Here is a 20,861-nt window from a genome sequence, read left to right on the forward strand (position 1 = left end):
GGACGCGGCGATAGGCGGCGGGGTCCCCCAGCCCCCGGGGGGGGGGCGCCCCCCCCCCGGGCCGGGGGGGGGGGGGGGGGGGGGGCGGCCCCCCCCCCCCCCCGGCCTGCTCAAGGAGAATTCACTCATATGGAATCCACCGTCGCCCACAGGCCCCGTCTCGGGATCGGCCTCATCGGCTACGCCTTCATGGGTGCCGTCCACTCGCAGGGCTGGCGTACGGCCGGCCGAGCCTTCGACCTGCCGCTCGAGCCGCATCTCGCCGCGGTGTGCGGCCGGAACCAGCAGGCTGCGCACGCCGCCGCCGACAAGCTGGGCTGGTCGTCCGTCGAGACCGACTGGCGCCAGTTGATCGCCCGCGACGACATCGACGTCATCGACATCTGCACCCCGGGCGAAAGTCATGCGGAGATCGCCATCGCCGCGCTGGACGCCGGCAAGCACGTGCTGTGCGAGAAGCCTCTGGCCAACACGGTCGAGGAAGCAGAGGCCATGGTCGCCGCGGCGGAACGCAACCCGGGCCGGATCGCGATGGCCGGCTTCAACTACCGCCGTACGCCCGCCCTTTCCCTGGCCCACTCCATGATCAAGGACGGCAGGCTCGGCAAGATCCGGCACGTCCGCCTCGCCTACCTCCAGGACTGGCTCGTCGATCCCGACTTCCCCCTCACCTGGCGGCTGAAGCGCGAGTCGGCCGGGTCCGGCGCCCTGGGCGATCTCGGCTCCCACCTCGTGGACCTCGCCCAGCACCTGGTGGGCGAGCCCCTCGCCGGAGTCTCCGCGCACATGACGACCTTCGTGCCCGAACGCCCTCTGCCCGCTACCTCGTCGGCGGGACTGAGTGGCTCCGCGGGAGCTGGCCGCGGCCAGGTCACCGTGGATGACGCCGCCCTGTTCACCGGCCGCTTCCCGTCCGGCGCGCTCGCCTCCTTCGAGGCCACCCGCTTCGCCCCCGGCCGCAAGAACGCGATGCAGATCGAGATCAACGGTGAGCGCGGCTCGCTCCTCTTCGACCTCGAACGTCTCAACGAGTTGCACTTCTTCGACGGCGCCGAGCCCGGCGCCCACGCCGGCTTCCGCCGCATCCTGGTGACCGAGCCCGATCACCCCTACGTGGCTGCCTGGTGGCCGCCCGGTCACGGACTCGGTTACGAGCACGCGTTCGTCCACCAGGCCCGCGACCTCGTTCACGCCATCGCCGACGGCACCCACCCCTCCCCGTCGTTCGCCGACGGACTGCAGGTGCAGCGGGTGCTCGCCGCTGTCGAGGAGAGCGCCTCCAAGGACAGCGTCTACACCGCCGTGCCCACCTTCGAAGACTGACAAGGACGCCTGCCATGACCCACCGTTTCACCCTCTTCACCGGCCAGTGGGCGGACCTGCCCCTGGAGGAGGTCTGCCGGATCGCCAGCGACGCCGGCTTCGAAGGCCTCGAACTGGCCTGCTGGGGCGATCACTTCGAGGTCGACAAGGCCCTCTCCGACCCCTCCTACCTCAAGAGCCGCCACCAGCTGCTGGAGAAGTACGGCCTGAAGTGCTGGGCCGTCTCCAACCACCTGGTCGGCCAGGCCGTATGCGACGCCATCATCGACGAACGCCACCAGGCGATCCTGCCCGCCCGCATCTGGGGCGACGGCGAGCCCGAGGGCGTGCGCCGCCGGGCCGCCGCCGAGATCGCCGACACCGCCCGCGCCGCGGCGGCCTTCGGCGTGGACACCGTCATCGGCTTCACCGGCTCGGCCATCTGGCACCTGGTCGCCATGTTCCCGCCCGCCCCCGCGTCCATGATCGACCGCGGCTACCAGGACTTCGCCGAGCGCTGGAACCCCATCCTGGACGTCTTCGACGCCGAGGGCGTGCGATTCGCCCACGAGGTCCACCCCAGCGAGATCGCCTACGACTACTGGACCACCCACCGCGCCCTGGAGGCCATCGGCCACCGGCCCGCCTTCGGCCTCAACTTCGACCCCTCCCACTTCGTCTGGCAGGACCTCGACCCCGTCGGCTTCCTGTGGGACTTCCGCGACCGGATCTACCACGTCGACTGCAAGGAGGCCCGCACCCGCCTCGACGGCCGCAACGGCCGCCTCGGCTCCCACCTGCCCTGGGGCGACCCGCGCCGCGGCTGGGACTTCGTCTCCGCCGGCCACGGCGACGTCCCCTGGGAGGACGTCTTCCGCATGCTGCGCTCCATCGGCTACGAGGGCCCCGTCTCCGTCGAATGGGAAGACGCCGGCATGGACCGCCTCCACGGCGCACCCGAAGCCCTCGCCCGGCTCAAGGAGTTCGACTTCAGCCCGCCGTCCACCTCCTTCGACGCGGCCTTCGGCGGAAACTGAGACAGCCGGCCGAGTGCCGGCGGCAAAGCCGCCGGCACTGCCGAACCCGGGTGGCCCGGGGCGCATGCGCCCCGGGCCACCCGCGTCTGTCCGGTACGGCATCAGCGACCCGCGTCACGCACGGCCGACGTCGCTTCGCTTGGCAGCGCGGTTGATGCCACGAGCCTCCTTCCTGGTGATCACGCCGTCGTCGACGAGCTTGGCCGTCACCTCTCGCACATGCTGGACGAAGCCACGGTGATCGCTCCATGTCTGCTCGTCCAGGATGAGGTCGTTGATCGTGCATCCGTCGCCGACCTCGGCGTTCGGCACTTTGCTGTCGACATCGCCGGTGAAGACGGTCTCCCGCCGATCGGCGTCGGAGCACTTCTCGGTGACCCCGGCGACGAGTTCCATCCAGTTCACCCGCACCTGGCTGTCCGGGAAGACCAGGTGCAGCGGGAAGGTCCCCTCGGTCTGCTTCAGGTCGAACGTCACGCTCTGCCAGGGGACGTTGCCCTCGGCGAGCAGGATGCTCGCGTCGTTGCCCTTCCCGGAGGAGTCGACCGCGGTGGCGCCGCCGTCCTCGTCGAACCGGTACCAGGCGATGTCGCCGCCGGCCGAGCCGCCGGGTCCGGTCATCAGCGACTTCACCTCGTCCGGCGTCAGGGCCCGGCCGAAGAGGTTGAAGTCGTCGACGGAACCGTTGAGCAGCGGGTCGGGCGTCCACTGGGAGTCGCCGATCCAGTTCTGGTTCGTCCGGCCGAGGTCCGACGGTTGCAGCGTCATGTTGTCGTTGGTCCCGATCGGCTCCCCGTTCAGGTACAGCGTGCCCTTCGTGCCCGACAGGGTGACCGCGACGTGCTGCCAGCCGTCGGTGGGCAGTTGCTGCGAGCCGTTGATCTGCTGCTCACCGGAGCCCGTCGTGATCGCGAACCGCAGCTTGTCGGTGCCGCCCGCGCTCGGCGTGAGGAACATGTAGTTGTCGGTGCCGCTGCCGAAGTCGAAGATCCGGGCCCACGTCTGGTTGCCGGACCAGTTCACCCACGTCGAGATGGTGAAGTCCTCGACTTCGTCGACGATCCCCTGGGGCAGTTCCACCTTCTCCTGCGGGCCGGATCCGTTGAGCTGGACGGCGCTGCCGAAGCCCTCCGGGCCCGGCGTCCGCGGTACCTGGGCGTTGCCCTCAATCCGCGCGGTGCCCAGCAGCTCGCCGTCGGGCGCGCCGCGCCGCACCTCGACCGTCGCGTCGTCGGCCGACGCGGCGCGCAGCGTCATGGAGCCGACGCCTTCGAGGTTGTAGGGCTCGTACGACGCCCACGCGCCGCCCTGACCGATGATCGCCTTACCGCCGCCGGACTCCTGGTCCTTGGCGTCGCCGACACCGATGTTCGACGAGTCGCTGAAGTGCTCGGTCTCCTTGCGCCGCTGTTGCAGGAAGTTCGTCACGCCACCGGTCAGCGCCGGCGCGCTCGCCTCGCCTCCCAGGTCGGTATAGCTGGCCGTCACCGTCAGCGCGATGTCCGCGGCCTCTCCGTGCTCCGCGTCGCTCGGGGTGACGAGTACGCCCTCGCAGCCGTTCTGCGACTGACCGGGGTGCACGTGCGCGTTGCCGCCCTCGTCGTGGTAGAGACCCTGTTGCACGGTCACGCGAGCGCAGTCGATCGCGTCGCCGGTGCCGTCCTCGGCGTCCTTCACGGAGACCCGGAAGGGAATCTCGTCACCCCAGTCGAACACCTGCCCGTCGTGGGGCAGTTCGAGGGTCACCTCGGGACGCGTGTTCCCCGCGGTGATCGTGAGGTTGGAGGCACCGGAGCGTCCCGACGGGTCGGTGACCGTGAGCCGTGCGGTGTACTGGCCGGCGTCAGCGTAGGTGTGGCTCGGGTTGGGTTCGTCCGACGTCGTACCGTCACCGAAGTCCCACGCGTACGTCAGCTCGTCACCGTCCGGGTCCTGACTGCCCTCGCTGGAGAAGGAAACCTTCAAGGGAAGGGGCCCGGAGTCCTGGTCGGCAGTGGCCTTCGCGACCGGGGTCCGTGCACCCTTGGTGTAGTTGATCTTGTAGAGACCGGAGTCCGGGTTGACGCCACCTCCGGCCCAGTTCGCTTCCATACCCCACTCGATCAGGTACATCGCCCCGTCCGGTCCGAACTCCATGTCGTGCGGGCTGCGGAAGAGGGTGTTCGGCATGAACCGCTCGAAGCTCTTGTAGTTTCCGTTGTCGTCCAGCCTGAGCGCGCCGATCCATTTACGCGACCATTCCATGACGAACACCGCGTCGTCGTAGTACTCCGGGAACTGCCCGTCACCCAGCAGGTCCTTGTCGTAGTGGTACACGTCTCCGGCGTACGCGGAGCGTCCGCCCCCGGAGGGCAGCTCCGGGAACTGCGGCGACGACCCGTACGGATACCAGATGAAAGCGTCCTTGGCCGGCGGGACGGTCTCCAGGCCGGTGTTGAACGGGGACTTGTTGGCGGGGCCGTTCGCGCAGTCGAAGGACTCACCGGCGGTCTTGGTGCCGAAGTCCCATTCACGGTACGGCTGGTTGTCGGCGATGCAGTACGGCCAGCCGTAGTTGCCCGCCTCGCGGATCTGGTTCCACTCGTCGTAACCGCGCGGACCGCGGTCGGGATTGTCGCCCCCGGCGTCGGGACCGACCTCGCCGGCGTAGACCCAGCCGGTCTCGTCGTCGACGGCGATCCGGAACGGGTTGCGGTGGCCCATCGTGTAGATCTCGGGCCGCGTCTTCTCGGTTCCCGGCGGGAACAGGTTGCCGTCGGGGATCGCATAGGTGCCGTCGTCCTTGGGCGTGATCCGCAGGATCTTGCCGCGTAGGTCGTTGGTGTTGCCGGAGGTGCGCCGGGCGTCGTACGAATGCTTGGCGTCCTCGCTGTTGTGCTCGTCGTGGACGCGCCCGTCGATGGGGGCGAAGCCGTCCGAGGCGAAGTGCGCGGTGTCGTCTCCGGTGGAGATGAAGAGGTTGCCGTCGGGGCCGAACCTCATCGAACCGGCGGAGTGACAGCACACCTCCCGCTGGTGCGGGATCTTCAGAAGGACCTTCTCGGAGTCCATGTCCAGGGTGTCGCCCTCGACGGTGAATCTGGAGACGTGCTGCACTTCCGGCGATGGTGCGCTGTAGAAGAGATAGACCCAGTGGTTCGTCTCGAAGTCGGGGTCGAGGGCGATGCCCAACAGCCCGTTCTCGTTGCCGCGGTGCACCGGAATCTGCGCGACGGTACGCACGCCACTGGTCTCGGGGTTGTAGACCTTCACCTTGCCGCCGAGCTCGACGTAGAAGACCCGCCCATCGGGGGCGACGGCGAGTTCCATCGGGTTGGCGGTGTTGTCGTCCAGCGCGACCTTCTCGAAGGAGGCTTCCGTGGGGGTCCCTTCGCGCGGCTCCCCGCAGGAGCCGTCGGCGGCGCCTGCCGCCCACTGGATGCCGCCAAGGATGTGCTGGCGCATCAACGGCTCATCGTAGTACTGCGGCTTGTGGCCCAGTGCCGAGTACCAGGTCCGGCCGCCGTCGAAGGCGGAGCACCAGGCGATCGGGTGGTCGTCGCCCATGGCGTCCGGTCCCGGGCTGTACGTCGACTCGTCCAGGGTGGCGAGGACGTGGACCTTCCCGCGCGGGTTGGCGGTGAAGTTGTACCACTCGTCCTCACGGACCCATTCGGCCGGCAGACCGGCGGTCGACGGATGCGCGGGGTCTTCGATCCGTACGGTCGCCTCCTGGAACTGGTCGCCGCCGGAGGGGTGGCTCTTGAAGAACGCGCCGCCCATGAGGTCCGACCACCAGGGCCAGTCGGTCTTGTCCATGTTCGACGCCGAGTGCAGCCCGACGAAGCCTCCGCCGCGCTGAATGTAGCGCTCGAACGCCTGCCGCTGAGCGGCATCGAGGGTTTTCTCACCGTCGGTGAAGAAGACGATGGCCTCGTACGGTGCCAGCCCCTGGTCGGTGAAGACCGAGGCGTCCTGCGTCTCGGTCACCGCGAAGCCGTTGTCCTGGCCCAGCTGTTCGACGGCGGCGAGGGCGGCCGGTATCGAGTCGTGCCGGAAGCCGGTCGTCTTGTGGAAGAACAGCACATCATAGTCTTCCGCGACGTCTTCCGCGGCGCTGGCGGCTATTCCTGGAAGTAGCGAGACCAGGAATGCCACCACCACCGTGAAAAGGGTGTATCTACGACGTTGTCGCATAGGTCCTCTCCATCATTTCGTTGCGGGTGCGGAATGAGGAACTCACGGGGCACTGCGGCACCCGAGAGACGCTTCGGTGAGGAAGGACAGCCCGCCGACCGCGATCGCGTCCTGGGTCGGCGCCAGGGGACGCCAGATCGAAGCGGCCGTGGCGATCGTCTCGTTGTCCCCGGTGAACGACTCGATCACGAGGGGCCCCTGGTACCCGGCCGCGTCGAGAGCGGTGAGGATGCCGGGCCAGTCGAGGTGGTCCGCACCGGGAGCGCCCCGGTCGTTCGCGCTGACCTGGACATGGGCGATCCGGTCGCCCGCCCTGCGCACGGCCGCGGGGATGTCCTGCTCCTCGATGTTCATGTGGTAGACGTCCAGGGCGATCCCGCAGCCTTCGGCCGGCAGGCCTGTGAGCGCCTCGAGCGTCTGGTCGACGGTGTTGAGCACGCTGGTCTCGTAGCGGTTGAGGGGTTCGACCGCCACGGTGACGCCGGCTCCGCGCGCGTGTTCGACTACCGGAGCGAGACCGTCCCGCAGCTGCTCGTAGCAGGCGCGCCGCTCCGCGTCGTTCATCCGCCAGGTGCGCCCCACCGAGGCGTAGACGGGACCTGCGACGACCGGCGAGGAGACGGCGGCAGCCGTGTCGATCACATGGCTCAGAAAGTCGCGGGTGGCGGCTATGGTCCTCCCGTCCGCCGCGACCAGTTCGCGCCCCGGTGCCATCGCCACGACGACGGTGGCCGACAGGCCGAGGGAGTCGAGCAGTTTCGCCGCCCGGCCGGGATCCCAGTCGCCGGTGTTCTCCACCGGGAGCTCGACCACGTCGAAGCCCCACTCCCGGATGCGCGGCGCCAGTTCGACCAGCCGCCGGTCGGTCAGGGGCGAGGCCCAGACCCAGGTGTTGACCCCGAACGTCCGCCCTGCCTTCATCGGTCCTCCCATCGCGTTCGTCTTCGTCCCCGGGCTGCCCGGGTCGACCCTCGACGGCACTGCCGGTCAGTTCCCGGACCGTCGCTGCTCGAGCTGTTCCTCGTAGTCGGGAATCGGCACCCGTGCTCCCCCGTTCATGGCCGACGTGTGCGCGCAGATACCGACCGACGTCCAGTTGGCCGCGGTGATCTCGTCGATCGCCGGGGGTCGGTCCTCGACGATGCTCCGGACGAACTCGTGGGCCAGATGCGGATGCGATCCGCCGTGGCCGCTGCCCTGAGCGAACGAGAGGTGTTCGTTCTCGTCGTCGTAGACCCCGCGCGTCGTGAACGGTGCGATCTCGGGCGGCAACCGGTGCGCGAAGTCCGGAACGTCGATGACTTTCGGGACCTCGCCGGTGTGCAGCACGTGCCCCGAGCCCTGGGTCTGTTCCCATTCGAAGCTCGCCCGGTCCCCGAACACCGTGAAGCTCTCGACGTATTCATGTGCCGTCTCGAAGAGCGAGCGCGCGATCTCGGCGCCGACGTCCGAGTGGCGGAGTGTGAGAAGGGCGCTTTCGACGGCGAACGGCGAACCGTACTTTTCCGCGAGGGCCGGTGCGATCCGGCCCGAACCGATACACACGACGCTCTCGGCCTGCGCACCGGCGAGACTCAGCACGGGGCTCACCGCGTGCGTCGCGTAATGCATGGGCGGCAGGCCCTCCCAGTACCCGGGCCAGCCCGCCATCTCCTGGTAGTGGGCACCGCGCAGGAACTGGACACGACCTATGGTGCCGTTCTCCACGAGATCCCGGACGTGCAGGAACTCGCGGGAGTAGACGACCGTCTCCATCATCATGTATTTCCGGCCCGATTCCCGGACCGCGGCCACGATCTCCCGGCACTCGTCGAGCGTCGTGGCCATCGGCACCGTGCACGCGACGTGTTTGCCGGCGCGCAGGGCCGACACCGTGTGCTCCGCGTGGTTCGGGATCGGCGTGTTGATGTGAACGGCGTCGATTTCGGGGTCCTGCAGCATCTCGTCATAGCTGGTGTACCGGCCCGGAATCCGGAAGTGATTGGCGACTTCGGTCACGGCCGTCTCGGTCCGCTGACAGACGGCCACCAACTCGGCGTCCGGATGTGCCTGATAGATGGGAATGAACTCGGCTCCGAATCCGAGCCCGGCAATCGCCATCCGTACTTTCTGCGTCATCATCGACCTCCCATGGCCCTGCCAGATTAGGGACGTTGACCGAGACCGAGCCATGCGTTATCCCGCAGTCCTCCTTAGACTTTTTGCATGCGCCCACCGAAGACACGTCATGTCGCCCTGCTGGTCGAAACCTCCAACGCATACGCACGCGGCGTGCTGGGCGGCGTCAGGAAATATGTCGAAGCCCATCCGGGCTGGTCGATGTATCTCGCCGAGCACAGCCGGCACGAGACCGACTTCTCATGGCTCGAGGACTGGCACGGGCACGGCGTTCTGGCCCGGATCGAGAGCGCCGAGACCGCCTCGTTCATCCGGCGGCTCGGCCTGCCCACGGTCGATCTCAGCGCAGCACGGCTCCTGCCCGAACTGCCCGGCGTGGAGACCGACGACGGCACGATCGCACGGTGGGCCGTCCAGCACTTCGAGGAGCGGGGACTGCGGCACTTCGCCTACTGCGGCGACGAACGATTCGGCTGGTCCCTCAAGCGCGGCGCCCGGTTCGAAGAGCATGTGCGCGAACGCGGCTCGATCCCCGGGGTGTTCCGGATGCAGCCTTCGGGGATGCGCGCCGCCGACCGCGAGCTTCTCGCGAAATGGCTTACCGATCTCCCCAAGCCGGTCGGCGTCTTCGCCTGCTACGACATCGCCGGCCAGGAGGTGCTGGAGGCCTGCAAGCTCGCCGGTCTGGCGGTGCCCGACTCGGTCGCCGTCATCGGCGTCGACAACGACGAACTCGTCGGCAACCTCACGACCCCGGCGCTGTCCAGCATCGAGCCGGACACGACGAGGACGGGATACCTCGCCGCGGAGCTCCTGGACCGCCTGATGCGAGGCGACGACCTCGAGCCGGGCCTCCGACTGATCGCACCCACCCGTCTCGTCACCCGGCAGTCGTCGGACATCCTCGCCGTGCAGGACCCCCTCGTCGCCGAGGCCCTGCGGTTCATCCGTGACCGTTCGGACCAGGCTCTGGCCGTCGCCGCCGTGCTCCGGCACGTCGGGCTCTCGAGACGCGCGCTCGACCAGCGGTTCCTTCGGAGTCTGGGCCGGACGGTCCACGGTGAGATCGTGCGCGTCCGCGTCGGGCACGTCGCCGAGCTGCTGTCCTCGACGGACTGGACGCTGCAGCAGATCGCGCAGCGCCTCGGCTTCAGCCACTCCGAGTACATGGGCGTCGTGTTCAAGAAGCACACCGGCACATCACCGGGCCAGTACCGCCGGGCCGTGCACGGGTCCGTCGCACGCCAGAGCTTCTGGAACGACTGACCGCATCAGGGCGGGCACGCCCCGTTATCTTTTTCGCGGTCCTGCAAGAGGGCCGCTGGCCTCCGGGCCCGGCATGACTGTGTCCCCCTGTCGAAGTCGATGACCTGGGGGGTGGTGTCACCGGGCCCGGGAGGTGCCGTCGGAGACGCTGATGAGAGGTCCGGCCATCGTCCGGTCCGGCGCAACGCCGGGCAGTTCGCGGGCGGCAGGTCTGCATAACGTGGATGCGCGCGCACGACACCCGAGCCGAGGCCGGCACCGTCAACACCCCTTGGGAAGGGGCACGATGTTCGAAATCGAAGACGTGGGCGTGTTCCTGGGCCTGGACGTCGGCAAGAGTGCCCACCACGGCCACGGGCTGACCCCGGCCGGGAAGAAGGTCTTCGACAAGCCGCTGCCCAACAGCGAGCCGAGACTGCGGGCCGTGTTCGACAAGCTCACGGCCAAGTTCGGCACCGTCCTGATGATCGTCGACCAGCCCGGCTCGATCGGCGCCCTCCCGCTGACCGTGGCCCGTGACGCGGGCTGCCAGGTTGCCTATCTGCCCGGACTGGCGATGCGCCGGATCGCCGACCTCTACCCGGGCGAGGCGAAGACCGACGCGAAGGACGCCGCGGTGATCGCGGACGCGGCCCGCACCATGCCGCACACCCTGCGGTCCCTGGAGCTGACCGACGAGATCACCGCCGAACTCACGGTCCTGGTCGGCTTCGACCAGGACCTCGCGGCCGAGGCCACCCGCACGTCCAACCGGATACGCGGCCTGCTCACCCAGTTCCACCCCAGCCTCGAGCGTGTCCTGGGTCCGCGTCTGGACCACCAGGCCGTGACCTGGCTGCTGGAGCGCCACGGCTCCCCGTCCGCCCTGCGCAAGGCCGGCCGCCGCAGACTCGTGGAACTGATCCGGCCCAAGGCCCCCCGCATGGCCCAGCGGCTCATCGACGATGTCTTCGACGCACTGGACGAGCAGACCGTCGTCGTTCCGGGCACCGGAACCCTCGACATCGTCATCCCCTCTCTGGCCGCCTCCCTGGCCGCCGTCCACACCCAGCGCCGGGCGATGGAAGCCCAGATCAACACCCTGCTGGAGGCTCACCCTCTTTCCCCGGTCCTGACGTCGATGCCCGGCGTCGGCGTCAGGACCGCCGCCGTCCTGCTGGTCACCGTCGGCAACGGCACCAGCTTCCCCACCGCCGCCCACCTCGCCTCCTACGCCGGACTCGCCCCCACCACGAAGCAGTCGGGGACCTCGATCCACGGCGAACACGCACCACGAGGCGGCAACCGGCAGCTCAAACGCGCCATGTTCCTGTCCGCCTTCGCCTGCATGAACGCCGACCCCGCCTCCCGCACCTACTACGACCGCCAGCGAGCCCGCGGCAAGACCCACACCCAGGCCCTCCTCCGCCTCGCCCGCCAACGCATCAGCGTCCTGTCCGCCATGCTCCGCGACGGCACCTTCTACGAATCCCGGACACCGACGGACGTCGAGCTCGCCGCATAACCCCAGCAACCCCGAACCACCCCAAACCCGACAGGGGTGCCTTGACCAAAGACATAGAGGCACCCCCCCCACCGCCCGTCAGTGCTTGTGCGGCGGCTCGTGCGACGGGTGCGGCGCGTGCGGGTCGTAGCCCGGGATCGTGCCGTCGGGCTCCTTCACCAGGAACAGACCGACCATGCCCATGTCCGCGTGGCTCTGCACGTGGCAGTGGTACATCCACGCGCCGGCGCCCACCCCCTCCCCCGCGATCACCTGGAAGCCGAACGAGTCCGCGGGGCCGACGATCTTGTTGTCGATCACCCGGCTGGGGTCATGCGGTCCGGCGAGCAGGCCCGTCCGGTTGTCCGCCCAGCGATGACCGTGCAGGTGGAACGTGTGATAGGCGGAACCGTGCGTGATCATCACGAACTCGACACGGTCTCCCGCCGTGGCCTCGAAGTGCGGGCCCGTGTGCGCCGGCCTGTTGTTGATCGTCAGGTTGTTGAAGACGATCGTGTGGGTGGCATCGGGCAGCACGTCGCCCTTCCGCCGCACGATCACCGGCCCGTACAGCCCTTGGCGGATGCCCTCCGTGCCGTGCTCGGTGCCCACCACATGGTCGTGGTAGTGCCAGTAACCGGCGCTGCCCGCACGCCAGGTGCCGTCTTTACGGCGGCCGGGGGCGTGGGTGCGCCAGATGTACGTACGCGTGGCGCCCGGCGCCACGTCGCTCCCGCTCGCCCGGGTGCCGTCGCTGGAGATCTCGTAGTCCAGGCCGTGCACGTGCAGACTCGCCGGCACGTCCATGGTGTTCTCGAGCTCGATGTGCAGGGTGTCGCCCTCGTTCAGCTCGATCAGCGGTCCGGGGACCATCGCCCCGCCCTTCTCCAGGCCGTAGCCCATCCGCCCGTCGGCGAGTGCCTCGGCGTACAGCTTGATGCGCCGTGTCCTGCCCCCGCCGGGGGCGGTCCTGACCGGCCCGGTGGCGCCGACGGCGGCCTCCGATGCGACGGACAACGATGTGGCGGCAACCGCGCCGCCCAGCAGTACACGTCGGTTGAAATCACGTCGGTCCATGGCGAACTCCTCGGTGTAGTACGCGCGATGGGACGCCGTACCCTCGGCGTCGACAGACCCGGTGCCCGCCCGCGAACGAACGCGGGCAGGCACCGGGTGCGGGAAAGAAGGGATCAGCCGGCCTCGTCGAACTTCCATCGCTGGCTGATCGCCGAGGCGCTGCACGGCGCCTCGGTCAGCCGGACTCCGTTCGCGGTAGAAGCTTCAGGAATGTCCAGGCATCTCCCACTGGCGAACGAGATGACCCGATAGACACCGGATTCAACCCGTTCGAGTCGCCACTTCTGGTTCGCTGCGCCGTTGACACAGTCCCATTGCTGGAGGCGGGAGCCGCCTTCGGAGGGCACGTCCAGGCACTTGGCGCTGTGCTGCGCCGCCAGGGTGTAGGCGCCGTCACCCGCGTCGGTCAGTCGCCACCGTTGGTTGGCGCCGCCGTTCGGCGTGTACTGGATGACCGCCGCTCCGTTGTCGTTCGACACGTGCAGCACGTCCACCAGCTTGCCGCTGTGCGCGCTCGTCACCGTGTAGGTGCGACCGCTCTGCGGAGCGGACGACCCGGCCTCGGAGGCGTTGAAGGTGAGCGCGTCCAGGTCGAAGGAGTGCTCCACCGGCGCCTTGAAGACCACGTACACGGTCTGGGTGTCCGGTGTGTCGGTGACCGCGACGGGGTCGAGGTCGACGTAGTCGTCCCAGCCGCCGGTGGCCGGGACGGGGCTGGTGGCGATCAGCGCACCGGTCGGCGAGCCGGACCGGAGCTCGATCGAGCCGCCGGTGTCCGTGGGGGCTGAGACCCGGAAGCCGACCGACTCGACTTCCGACAGGTTCAGTGGCTTGAAGGAGATCCAGCCGCCGTTCGTGATGTATCCGATGCGCTTGCCGTTCTCGGCACCGCCCTGTTCGACGACGCGTACCCCGGACTGGCTGGTGAAGTACTCGGCCTGCTTGTGGCGGGGCTGGAGGGTCACGCTGGTGGTGCCCTTCAGGCCGTCGTCGTCGGTGTAGTCGGCCGACAGGACGAGGAAGGTGTTGGCGGCGTCGTGACCGGAGGCGCTGGTGGTGATGGTACCGCTGCACCCGGTGTACTGGCCGGTGTCATGGCTGTGGCTGTCGTGGCCGAGGGCTGCGGTCACCACGACCTTGGAGCAGTCGACGGCCCCATCCTCGGGATCGTCCACGTCGATCCTGTAGGTGAGGGTGTCACCGAATTCGATGACGCTGCCGTTGCCGGGCGTGGTGAAGGTGACCTTGGGGCGGGTGTTGCCCACGGTGATGGGCACGTTGGCGGTGCCCGTCCTGCCACCGCTGTCGGAGACCGTCAGCCGGGCGGTGTAGGTGCCGTTGGCGGTGTAGGTGTGCGTGGGGTTCGGGCCGGTGGCCGTGGCTCCGTCACCGAAGTCCCACGCGTAGGTGAGTTCGTCCTTGTCCGGGTCGGCGGAGCCGCTGGAGGAGAAGGTGACTTCCAGGGGGGCCTGCCCGGAATCGGGAGTTGCGCTCGCCTTGGCCAACGGGGCGCGGTTGCCTGCGACGTAGTCGATCCGGTAGATGCCGTCGTCGGTGTTGGCGTGCCCGTAGCCGTTGCCCCACTCGGCGAGGTACATCGCGCCGTCCGGGCCGAACTTCATGTCAATCGGCGCCCGGGGGGCGAGTTGGGCGACGAAGGGGTTGATCTTCAGGAGTCCGCCCGAGTCGTCGAGGCGGAACTCCTTCACGAAGTTGCGGCTCCACTCGTAGAAGAAGGGCGTCTTGTCGTAGTACTCGGGGAACTTGCGCTCGGACGTGCTGTCCGCGTCGTAGTGGTAGAACGGGCCGCCCATCGGAGCCGCGCCGCCGGCGACGTCGATCTCGGGAAACTTCGCCGAGGCGTGGTAGTCGTACCAGACCGTCGCGGGCTTGGCGGCGGGCAGGTTGGTCAGGCCGGTGTTGTTCGGCGAGTCGTTGACCGGTGCCCCGCAGTCGAACTTCGGGCCCGATGTCCTCGCGGCGAAGTCGTAGTCGTTGAAGGGGGTGTTGTCACCCACGCAGTAGGGCCAGCCGTAGAATCCCGACTCCTTGATCAGGTTCCACTCGACGGTGCCCTCGGGGCCCCGGTCGGGGTTCGCCTGGTTCGCGTCGGGCCCGTAGTCGGCGGCGGAGATCCAGCCGGTCTCCGGGTCGACGGCGAAGCGGAAGGTGTTCCTGAAGCCCATCGCGTAGATCTCGGGCCGGGTCTTGGCCGTGCCCGGCTCGAACAGGTTGCCCTCGGGGATCGAGTAGCCGCCGTCGGCCTTCGGCTGGACGCGCAGGATCTTGCCGCGGAGGTCGTTGGTGTTCGCGGAGGAGCGCTGGGCGTCGAACTTCTCCCGCCCCTGTCGTTCGTCTATGGGGGCGTAGCCGTCCGAGTAGAACGGATTGGTGTCGTCACCGACACCGATGTAGAGATTGCCGCCCGGGCCGAAGTCGAGGCCGCCGCCGGTGTGGCCGGGCTCGTCGGAATCCCGGTACGCCGGGACCTCGATCACCGTCTTCTCACTGGCCATGTCCAGCGTGTCGTCGCTCTTGACGGTGAACCGGGACACTCGGTTGATCTCGGCACTGCCGGCGGGTGAGTGATTGACGTAGATCCATCGATTCGTCGCGAAATCGGGGTCCAGAGCCAGGCCCACGCCGCCGTCCTCGCCGCCCTGGTAGACGTTGAGGCGCCCGGCGACATGCGTCTCGGGCACGTCGTCGTGGGTGTGGATGACGTTCACCGCACCGGAGCGCGAGATGTAGAAGACCTTGCCGTCGGGAGCCACGTCGAGCTGCATGGGCTGGTCCGGGGCGCCGTCCAGGGTGACCTTCTGGAAACGGTCGGCGACCGTGCCACCGCAGTCGCCCTCGGCGGCGCCCCCGGCCCACTGGAGGCCGCCGAGCAGGTGTTTCACGAACAACGGCTCGCTGTAGGAGTCCGCCTCGTGGCCCATGGCGGTGGCCCACACCCTGCCGCCCTCGGCGTTGCGGCACCAGGAGATGGGGTGGTCGGCGCCCATCCTGGCGGACCCGGCGTCGTAGGTGGTCTCGTCCGCCGTGACCAGGACGTGCACGTCACCGCGGGCGTTCTTGTCGAAGTTGTACCACTCCTCGGTCCGCACCCAGCGGTCCGGCAGATCCTTAGTCGACGGGTGCGACCGGTCCGCGACCTTGGCCGTGCCCCGCACGGTGGCGGAGTGAGCCGTCATATGGGCACCGCCATGACGACCTGGTCCCACCAGGGGAACTCCGACTCGATGTTCATGTCCGTGGCGTTGTGGACCGCGACGATTCCGTGTCCGCTGCGCACGTACTCCTGGGCGGCGGCACGCTGGGCGTCCGTGTCCCACACCATGCCCGAGGTCTGGAGCATGACCACGGCGTCGTACGTGTTCAGGGTGGTCGTGTTGAAGACGTTCGCGTCCTCGCTCCGGTCCATCTGGATGCCGTGCTCGGCACCCATCCGGGTGAACGCCTGGACAGCCGCGTCTATGGAGCCGTGCCGGTAGGCGCCGGCCGCCGTCTTGGTGAAGAGGAGCACCTTGAGGTTCTCGCCGTGCGGATGCCCCTCGTGCGCGAGGGCCGGTGTGGCCTGCAGCGCGGTCAGGGCGAGCAGAGGCGCGGTGAGCGCGGCGAGGGCGCGCTTCACCCAGGGAGGTGGCAGGTGCATCACGGCTTCCTCCGAGGAGTTCGCGGGCAGGTGGCCGGCGATGCGGCCTTCTCTCAGGACGACGATGCGGTCACTCATCCCGATGAGTTCGGGGAGTTCGGAGGAGACCATGAGGACGGTCATGCCGTCCTCGGCGAGTTCTCGTATGAGCTCGTGGATGGCGGCTTTCGCTCCGACGTCGACGCCGCGGGTCGGCTCGTCGAACAGGAGGACCTTCGGAGCCACCGTCAGCCACTTCGCAAGGACGACCTTCTGCTGGTTGCCGCCGGAGAGATACCTGACCTCGGTCTCGGTACGAGGCGGCGCGAGACGCACCCGCTTCAGGAGATCCAGGACCGAGGTCCCGGCACGTCCGCCACGGGCGCGGGCAACCAGGAGGGCGTTGTCCCGTACCGTCTGGTGCAGGGCCAGGCCCTCGGACTTGCGGTCCTCGGTGACGAGGCCGATTCCGGCGGCGATCGCGTCCCGAACCGAGCCGGGGCGCCGGGGGGTCATCTCGCCTCGGGTGAAGGGCTCGGCGCCGAACAGCGCCTTGGCGAGTTCGGTGCGGCCGGCTCCCTGCAGCCCGGCCAGACCGACGATCTCCCCCGCACGCAGCTCCAGGTCGATCCCGTCGAGAGCGGCGTTGCCGCCGCCACGCACTGACAGCAGGACCTCGCCGGGAGGACGCGTCGCGCGAGCCGGGTAGTACTCGGTGAGTTCACGGCCGACCATCAGCCGGACGAGTTCGGCGGTGGTGAGTTCCCCGATCGGAAGGGTGGCGACCTTGGCCCCGTCCTTGAGCACGGTGACGCGGTCGGCGAGTTCGAATATCTCCCGCAGTCGGTGCGAGATGTAGAGGACGGCGACACCGCGCTCGCTCAGCCGGCGGACCAGCCGGTACAGCAGCTCGACCTCGCTCTCGGCCAGGGCGGCCGTCGGCTCGTCCATCACGACGATGCGAGCGTCCACCGACAGCGCCTTGACGATTTCGACCACCTGCTGCTGGGCGACCGAGAGACGCCGCACCGGATCGCGCGGGCCGAACGAGGCCTCACCGAGCTCCTCGAGGAGTTGTGCGGTGGCCGCCTCCATCGCCGCCCTGTCGACGAGACCGAGGCGCTTGGGCTCACGGCCGAGGAAGACGTTCTCGGCGACGGTCCGCTCCGGGAGGAGGGTGAGTTCCTGGTAAATGATCGACACGCCCGCACGCTGAGCGTCCGTCGGATGCTTGAAGAGGACGGTGCGGCCGTCGAGGGTGATCGTCCCCTCGTCCGGCGTGTGCACGCCGGCGAGAATCTTCATCAGCGTCGACTTCCCCGCGCCGTTCTCGCCGATGAGGGCGTGCACCTCGCCGGCCCGCACGTCGAGATCCACGTCCGACAGCACGCGGGCGCCCGGGAAGCTCTTGCCGATGCCCTTCATGCTCAGCATTCCACCCACCTGCCCTCCTGTGCGCAGAGCTTGAGCGTCTCGACACCCTCCGTGGCACTCGCCAGGTTCGCTGCCGCCACGCCCACCGGGCGGGCGCCGGATTGCCTCGCGGCTCGGGCGCGGATCCGACTTAAGAAGCCGCTTTCGACGACTTCCACCCTGACTTTCGCCGACCATCGTCGTATATCGAGCATGTTGCGGATACTAGAGATGAGTTACGACGAGCGTCAACCATAAATGCACGGAGCGTAGTTATAATCGGTAGGTGTCAACCGACCGTGGTACCCGGAGAGATGGAGACAGGACGTTGACCACCGAACCGGCAGGCGCCGGCGCCCTTCTGGCGATCCTGCGCGATGGCCGTGCCCGCACCCGCACGGAGTTGGTGCAGCTGACGAGCCTCGCCAGATCGACCGTGAGTCAGCGGCTCGACGCGTTGGCCGATCAGCAGTGGATCCGACCGGCGGGTGAGGTGATCTCCTCGGGCGGCAGACCCGCCGTGGCATTCTCCTTCAACTCCGGTGCTCGGACGGTCCTCGCCGCGGACCTCGGAGCCACCCACGCGCGGATCGCCGTCACCGATCTGGCAGCCCGTGTACTGGTCGAACGCAGCCGCGACATGAGGATCGCGGAGGGCCCGGAGCGCGTTCTGGGCTGGATCGTCGACGAGTTCACGGATCTGCTGGCCGGGGCCGGGCACACCCTCTCCCATGTGTGCGGCGTCGGCATAGGCCTCCCCGGCCCCGTCGATCACGCGTCGGGCCGACCCGTGAACCCGCCGATCATGCCGAACTGGGACGGTTTCGACGTGCCCGGCTGGCTCGCCTCCCGCCTCGGGGTGCCCATCCTGGTCGACAACGACGTCAACATCATGGCGCTCGGAGAGCACCGGGCCGCCAGTTCCGAGTTCGAGCATCTTCTCTTCGTGAAGGTCGGCACCGGAATCGGCTGCGGCGTCATCACGGAACACCGCCTCCATCGCGGTGCCCGGGGCTCGGCCGGCGACATCGGCCACATCGAGGTGGCCAGGGCGGCGAACGAAACCTGTCGCTGCGGAAACACCGGCTGCCTCGAAGCGGTCGCCGGTGGCGGCGCCCTGGCCGCCCGCCTGCGTGACGCGGGCCTGAACGCCGCGGACGGCCGGGCCGTGGTCGAGCTGGTCCGCGCCGGCAATCCGGCCGCAGTGCAGATGATCCGTCAGGCGGGCCGGGACATCGGAGACGTCCTGGCCGCGCTGGTCAACTTCTTCAACCCGGAGGTCATCATCATCGGCGGCGACCTCTCGGAAGCCGGAGAACACCTGCTCGCCGGAGTACGAGAGGCCGTATACAGACGTTCCCTCCCCCTCGCCACCCAGCACCTTTCCATCCGAGGACGTCAACTCGGCGACCGCGCGGGCATCATCGGGGCTGCGGTCATGGTGGCCGAGCACACCCTCAGCGCCGCAGCGGTCGACCGGACCATCGCGAGCTCCACTGTGCGGGAGTTCGCCGCTCCGTGATCAAGGGCACGGGCTCCCTCTCCGGCACGGCGGCGTCCTCCGCGAACCGGTGAGGGCGCTTGGCGTCGTCGCCGTGCGCGGGACGTCGGCCGCGCCGGCACAGCTACGCCTCCTTCTGCGTCTCACGCAGGGCGTGCAACGACGGGTCGGGGCGGACCGACGGCTCTGCGGCGTGGGACGGGGAGGTACTGAAGGTGTCGCTGCCGGACGTGCCCGGCGTGCTGCTGATCCCGCTCGCCGAGGCCGGAGGAACCGTCTGACCCACGACGGCTGACGCGACGAGGCGCGTCGGCCGTACCATGAGGCGCTCTTCCGGCCGGCTCACCGACCACGATCGCTCTCCCCCGTGGCCCGCCTCCCGCCTCGGCAGCCGTGGGTCTCGGCCCGGCACCGACCGCCACCGCCCCCGCACGGCGGTGCTCGGCCGGACGACGGTACTCGTGCAGCGCCAGAAGGGCGTCGGGCAGGCTGCGTTCCTCCCGGCCGTGTCCGCGGTGATGCCGCCGCTCCGGGCGAGCAGTCCGGTGTCACGTCACCTCGGAGCCCTGCTCGACGTAGTGCAGGCGGACGTCGTGCGCTCTGCACCAGCGGACGAGATCGGGCTGCGGCAGGTCACAGACGATGTCGTCGACGTCCTCAAGTCCCGCGATGCAGAAGAAGGCGTCGCGCCCGATCGCGGGTGCCTCTGCCACCACGACCACCCTCCGTGCCCGGGCCATGGCAACCTGCTTGATGTGGCCCTCCGCCGTTGCCGGGACGCTGATGCCGTGGCTGGTGACTCCGCTGACGGTGATGAACGCGATGTCGACGGTGAAGCGTTCCAGAGTGGCGGCGGCCACCGGGCCGACCAGTGCCCGGCCGGTCGGGCACAGCTCCCCGCCGAGGAGCACATGGTGCGCGGCGTGCCGTTCCGCCAGGACCACCGCCACTCCCAGCGCGTTGGTCAACACGCTCACCCGAGACCGCCCGAGAGCCTCGGCGAGAGCGTGACTCACGCGGCCGGAGTCGAGGAAGATCGTCTGCTCCTCGCTGATGAGGTCCATGCACAGGCGCGCGAACTGCGCGTGGGCACCACTGCGACGCTCGCGGCCGATCGACGCAGAAGGGGCATGACAGGGGCCCGCGACGACCGCTCCGTCTCTCGTACGGCGCAGCACATTCATACGCTCCAGGACGGACAGGTCCCTGAGCAGCGTGGGCTCGCTGATCCCCAGGAATTCGGCCAGGTCGCTCACCAGCACGTTGCCGCGTGCCCGGACGGCGGACACGATGCTTTCCCTGCGCTCCTCCGCGGCGGCCCGTCTCGCCGAGCCGGTGCTCGCCCCCTGACTCTGCCGTCGGACGATGTCGGCGACCCGAGTACGGCGGCCCTGGCCGAGGTGGTGTATGTCGGCAGCGTCCTGTGGCCGGCGGAGGGAAGTCATGACCAGCCTCGCTGCGATCGGATGACGCTCACAAGTCGGTTCCGTTCTGGGTCGTACGACACCCCGGGGCTCACCACGGCGAAGCCGTTCCGCCGTTCCGGACGCCGCCGGCGTGCCTCTGTCCGTCGGACGGACAGACGGCCCGGAGGGGTCCGAGACGGGTGGACAAGCCTGATGGCAAAGGTTCTGTCGGTTTCGCATCCGGGTCCGGCGAGCCAAAGCAGGGTGACGGCGCATCGGCCCAGGATGAGGGCCGAGCGGTGTGTCCGCCGCCCGGACCGACGGGACGCGGTCGCCGCGGGCGGGGGGGGGGGGGGGGCGCCCGCGGCGGGGGCCCGGCGGGCCGCCGCGGTGGGGCGGCGGGGCCCCCCCCCGCGCCCCCCAGGGCCGGCCGACCCCCCCGCCC

General features: G+C 69.1%; 13 protein-coding genes and 1 pseudogene. 6 read left to right on the forward strand and 8 right to left on the reverse strand.

Annotated features, from left to right (window positions below):
* The first annotated feature begins 129 nt into the window (after positions 1-129).
* Together ACIF8T_RS34585 and ACIF8T_RS34590 are read left to right on the forward strand one after the other, a co-directional pair.
* Positions 130-1,323, forward strand: coding sequence for a Gfo/Idh/MocA family protein (locus ACIF8T_RS34585; protein ID WP_400040685.1), 1,194 nt, complete (start codon positions 130-132; stop codon positions 1,321-1,323).
* Between the two features lie 14 nt (positions 1,324-1,337).
* Positions 1,338-2,339 (forward strand): sugar phosphate isomerase/epimerase family protein, encoded by a 1,002-nt coding sequence (locus tag ACIF8T_RS34590; RefSeq protein ID WP_400040687.1) that lies wholly within the window; start codon positions 1,338-1,340, stop codon positions 2,337-2,339.
* 114 nt (positions 2,340-2,453) lie between these two features.
* Here the strand turns inward: ACIF8T_RS34590 and ACIF8T_RS34595 are convergent, their stop codons facing one another.
* The 3 genes from ACIF8T_RS34595 to ACIF8T_RS34605 form a co-directional block, all read right to left on the reverse strand.
* The gene (locus tag ACIF8T_RS34595; RefSeq protein ID WP_400040689.1) at positions 2,454-6,482 is read right to left on the reverse strand and encodes a ThuA domain-containing protein; all 4,029 of its coding nucleotides are present in this window, start codon (positions 6,480-6,482) and stop codon (positions 2,454-2,456) included.
* Positions 6,483-6,557: 75 nt separating this feature from the next.
* On the reverse strand, positions 6,558-7,436 hold the full coding sequence (locus ACIF8T_RS34600; RefSeq protein WP_400040691.1) for a sugar phosphate isomerase/epimerase family protein: 879 nt from the start codon (positions 7,434-7,436) through the stop codon (positions 6,558-6,560).
* Between the two features lie 66 nt (positions 7,437-7,502).
* On the reverse strand, positions 7,503-8,636 hold the full coding sequence (locus tag ACIF8T_RS34605; RefSeq protein WP_400040692.1) for a Gfo/Idh/MocA family protein: 1,134 nt from the start codon (positions 8,634-8,636) through the stop codon (positions 7,503-7,505).
* A gap of 84 nt (positions 8,637-8,720) precedes the next feature.
* Between ACIF8T_RS34605 and ACIF8T_RS34610 the strand changes: the two genes are divergently transcribed.
* Positions 8,721-9,899, forward strand: coding sequence for a substrate-binding domain-containing protein (locus ACIF8T_RS34610; protein ID WP_400040694.1), 1,179 nt, complete (start codon positions 8,721-8,723; stop codon positions 9,897-9,899).
* A gap of 286 nt (positions 9,900-10,185) precedes the next feature.
* Positions 10,186-11,403, forward strand: coding sequence for an IS110 family transposase (locus tag ACIF8T_RS34615; RefSeq protein ID WP_400040696.1), 1,218 nt, complete (start codon positions 10,186-10,188; stop codon positions 11,401-11,403).
* 78 nt (positions 11,404-11,481) lie between these two features.
* Here the strand turns inward: ACIF8T_RS34615 and ACIF8T_RS34620 are convergent, their stop codons facing one another.
* From ACIF8T_RS34620 to ACIF8T_RS34635, 4 genes and pseudogenes are all read right to left on the reverse strand, one after another.
* The gene (locus tag ACIF8T_RS34620) at positions 11,482-12,459 is read right to left on the reverse strand and encodes a multicopper oxidase domain-containing protein (protein ID WP_400040698.1); all 978 of its coding nucleotides are present in this window, start codon (positions 12,457-12,459) and stop codon (positions 11,482-11,484) included.
* 113 nt (positions 12,460-12,572) lie between these two features.
* Positions 12,573-15,656 (reverse strand): ThuA domain-containing protein, encoded by a 3,084-nt coding sequence (locus ACIF8T_RS34625; protein WP_400040700.1) that lies wholly within the window; start codon positions 15,654-15,656, stop codon positions 12,573-12,575.
* A complete protein-coding gene (locus tag ACIF8T_RS34630; protein WP_400040715.1) occupies positions 15,653-16,117 on the reverse strand; it encodes a ThuA domain-containing protein in 465 nt (154 codons plus the stop codon). The genes ACIF8T_RS34625 and ACIF8T_RS34630 overlap by 4 nt, the downstream gene beginning before the upstream one ends.
* A pseudogene (locus tag ACIF8T_RS34635) lies at positions 16,109-17,530 on the reverse strand (sugar ABC transporter ATP-binding protein); the annotation flags it as partial. The pseudogene ACIF8T_RS34635 and the gene ACIF8T_RS34630, both read right to left, overlap by 9 nt.
* A gap of 307 nt (positions 17,531-17,837) precedes the next feature.
* Between ACIF8T_RS34635 and ACIF8T_RS34640 the strand changes: the two are divergent.
* Both ACIF8T_RS34640 and ACIF8T_RS34645 read left to right on the forward strand, forming a co-directional pair.
* Positions 17,838-19,031, forward strand: coding sequence for an ROK family protein (locus tag ACIF8T_RS34640; RefSeq protein WP_400040702.1), 1,194 nt, complete (start codon positions 17,838-17,840; stop codon positions 19,029-19,031).
* A gap of 59 nt (positions 19,032-19,090) precedes the next feature.
* Positions 19,091-19,291, forward strand: a complete 201-nt coding sequence (locus tag ACIF8T_RS34645; RefSeq protein WP_400040704.1) for a hypothetical protein — start codon at positions 19,091-19,093, stop codon at positions 19,289-19,291.
* Positions 19,292-19,558: 267 nt separating this feature from the next.
* Here the strand turns inward: ACIF8T_RS34645 and ACIF8T_RS34650 are convergent, their stop codons facing one another.
* The gene (locus ACIF8T_RS34650) at positions 19,559-20,692 is read right to left on the reverse strand and encodes a DeoR/GlpR family DNA-binding transcription regulator (RefSeq protein WP_400040706.1); all 1,134 of its coding nucleotides are present in this window, start codon (positions 20,690-20,692) and stop codon (positions 19,559-19,561) included.
* Between the last annotated feature and the right edge of the window lie 169 nt (positions 20,693-20,861).

This window comes from Streptomyces sp. NPDC085946 (assembly GCF_044540485.1).
GTDB lineage: Bacteria > Actinomycetota > Actinomycetes > Streptomycetales > Streptomycetaceae > Streptomyces.

Coding starts and splice junctions, on each gene's coding strand:
- ACIF8T_RS34585 (WP_400040685.1), top strand. CDS start 130: ATGGAATCCACCGTCGCCCACAGGCCCCGTCTCGGGATCGGCCTCATC.
- ACIF8T_RS34590 (WP_400040687.1), top strand. CDS start 1,338: ATGACCCACCGTTTCACCCTCTTCACCGGCCAGTGGGCGGACCTGCCC.
- ACIF8T_RS34600 (WP_400040691.1), bottom strand. CDS start 7,436: ATGAAGGCAGGGCGGACGTTCGGGGTCAACACCTGGGTCTGGGCCTCG.
- ACIF8T_RS34605 (WP_400040692.1), bottom strand. CDS start 8,636: ATGATGACGCAGAAAGTACGGATGGCGATTGCCGGGCTCGGATTCGGA.
- ACIF8T_RS34610 (WP_400040694.1), top strand. CDS start 8,721: ATGCGCCCACCGAAGACACGTCATGTCGCCCTGCTGGTCGAAACCTCC.
- ACIF8T_RS34615 (WP_400040696.1), top strand. CDS start 10,186: ATGTTCGAAATCGAAGACGTGGGCGTGTTCCTGGGCCTGGACGTCGGC.
- ACIF8T_RS34620 (WP_400040698.1), bottom strand. CDS start 12,459: ATGGACCGACGTGATTTCAACCGACGTGTACTGCTGGGCGGCGCGGTT.
- ACIF8T_RS34625 (WP_400040700.1), bottom strand. CDS start 15,656: ATGACGGCTCACTCCGCCACCGTGCGGGGCACGGCCAAGGTCGCGGAC.
- ACIF8T_RS34630 (WP_400040715.1), bottom strand. CDS start 16,117: ATGCACCTGCCACCTCCCTGGGTGAAGCGCGCCCTCGCCGCGCTCACC.
- ACIF8T_RS34650 (WP_400040706.1), bottom strand. CDS start 20,692: ATGCGCCGTCACCCTGCTTTGGCTCGCCGGACCCGGATGCGAAACCGA.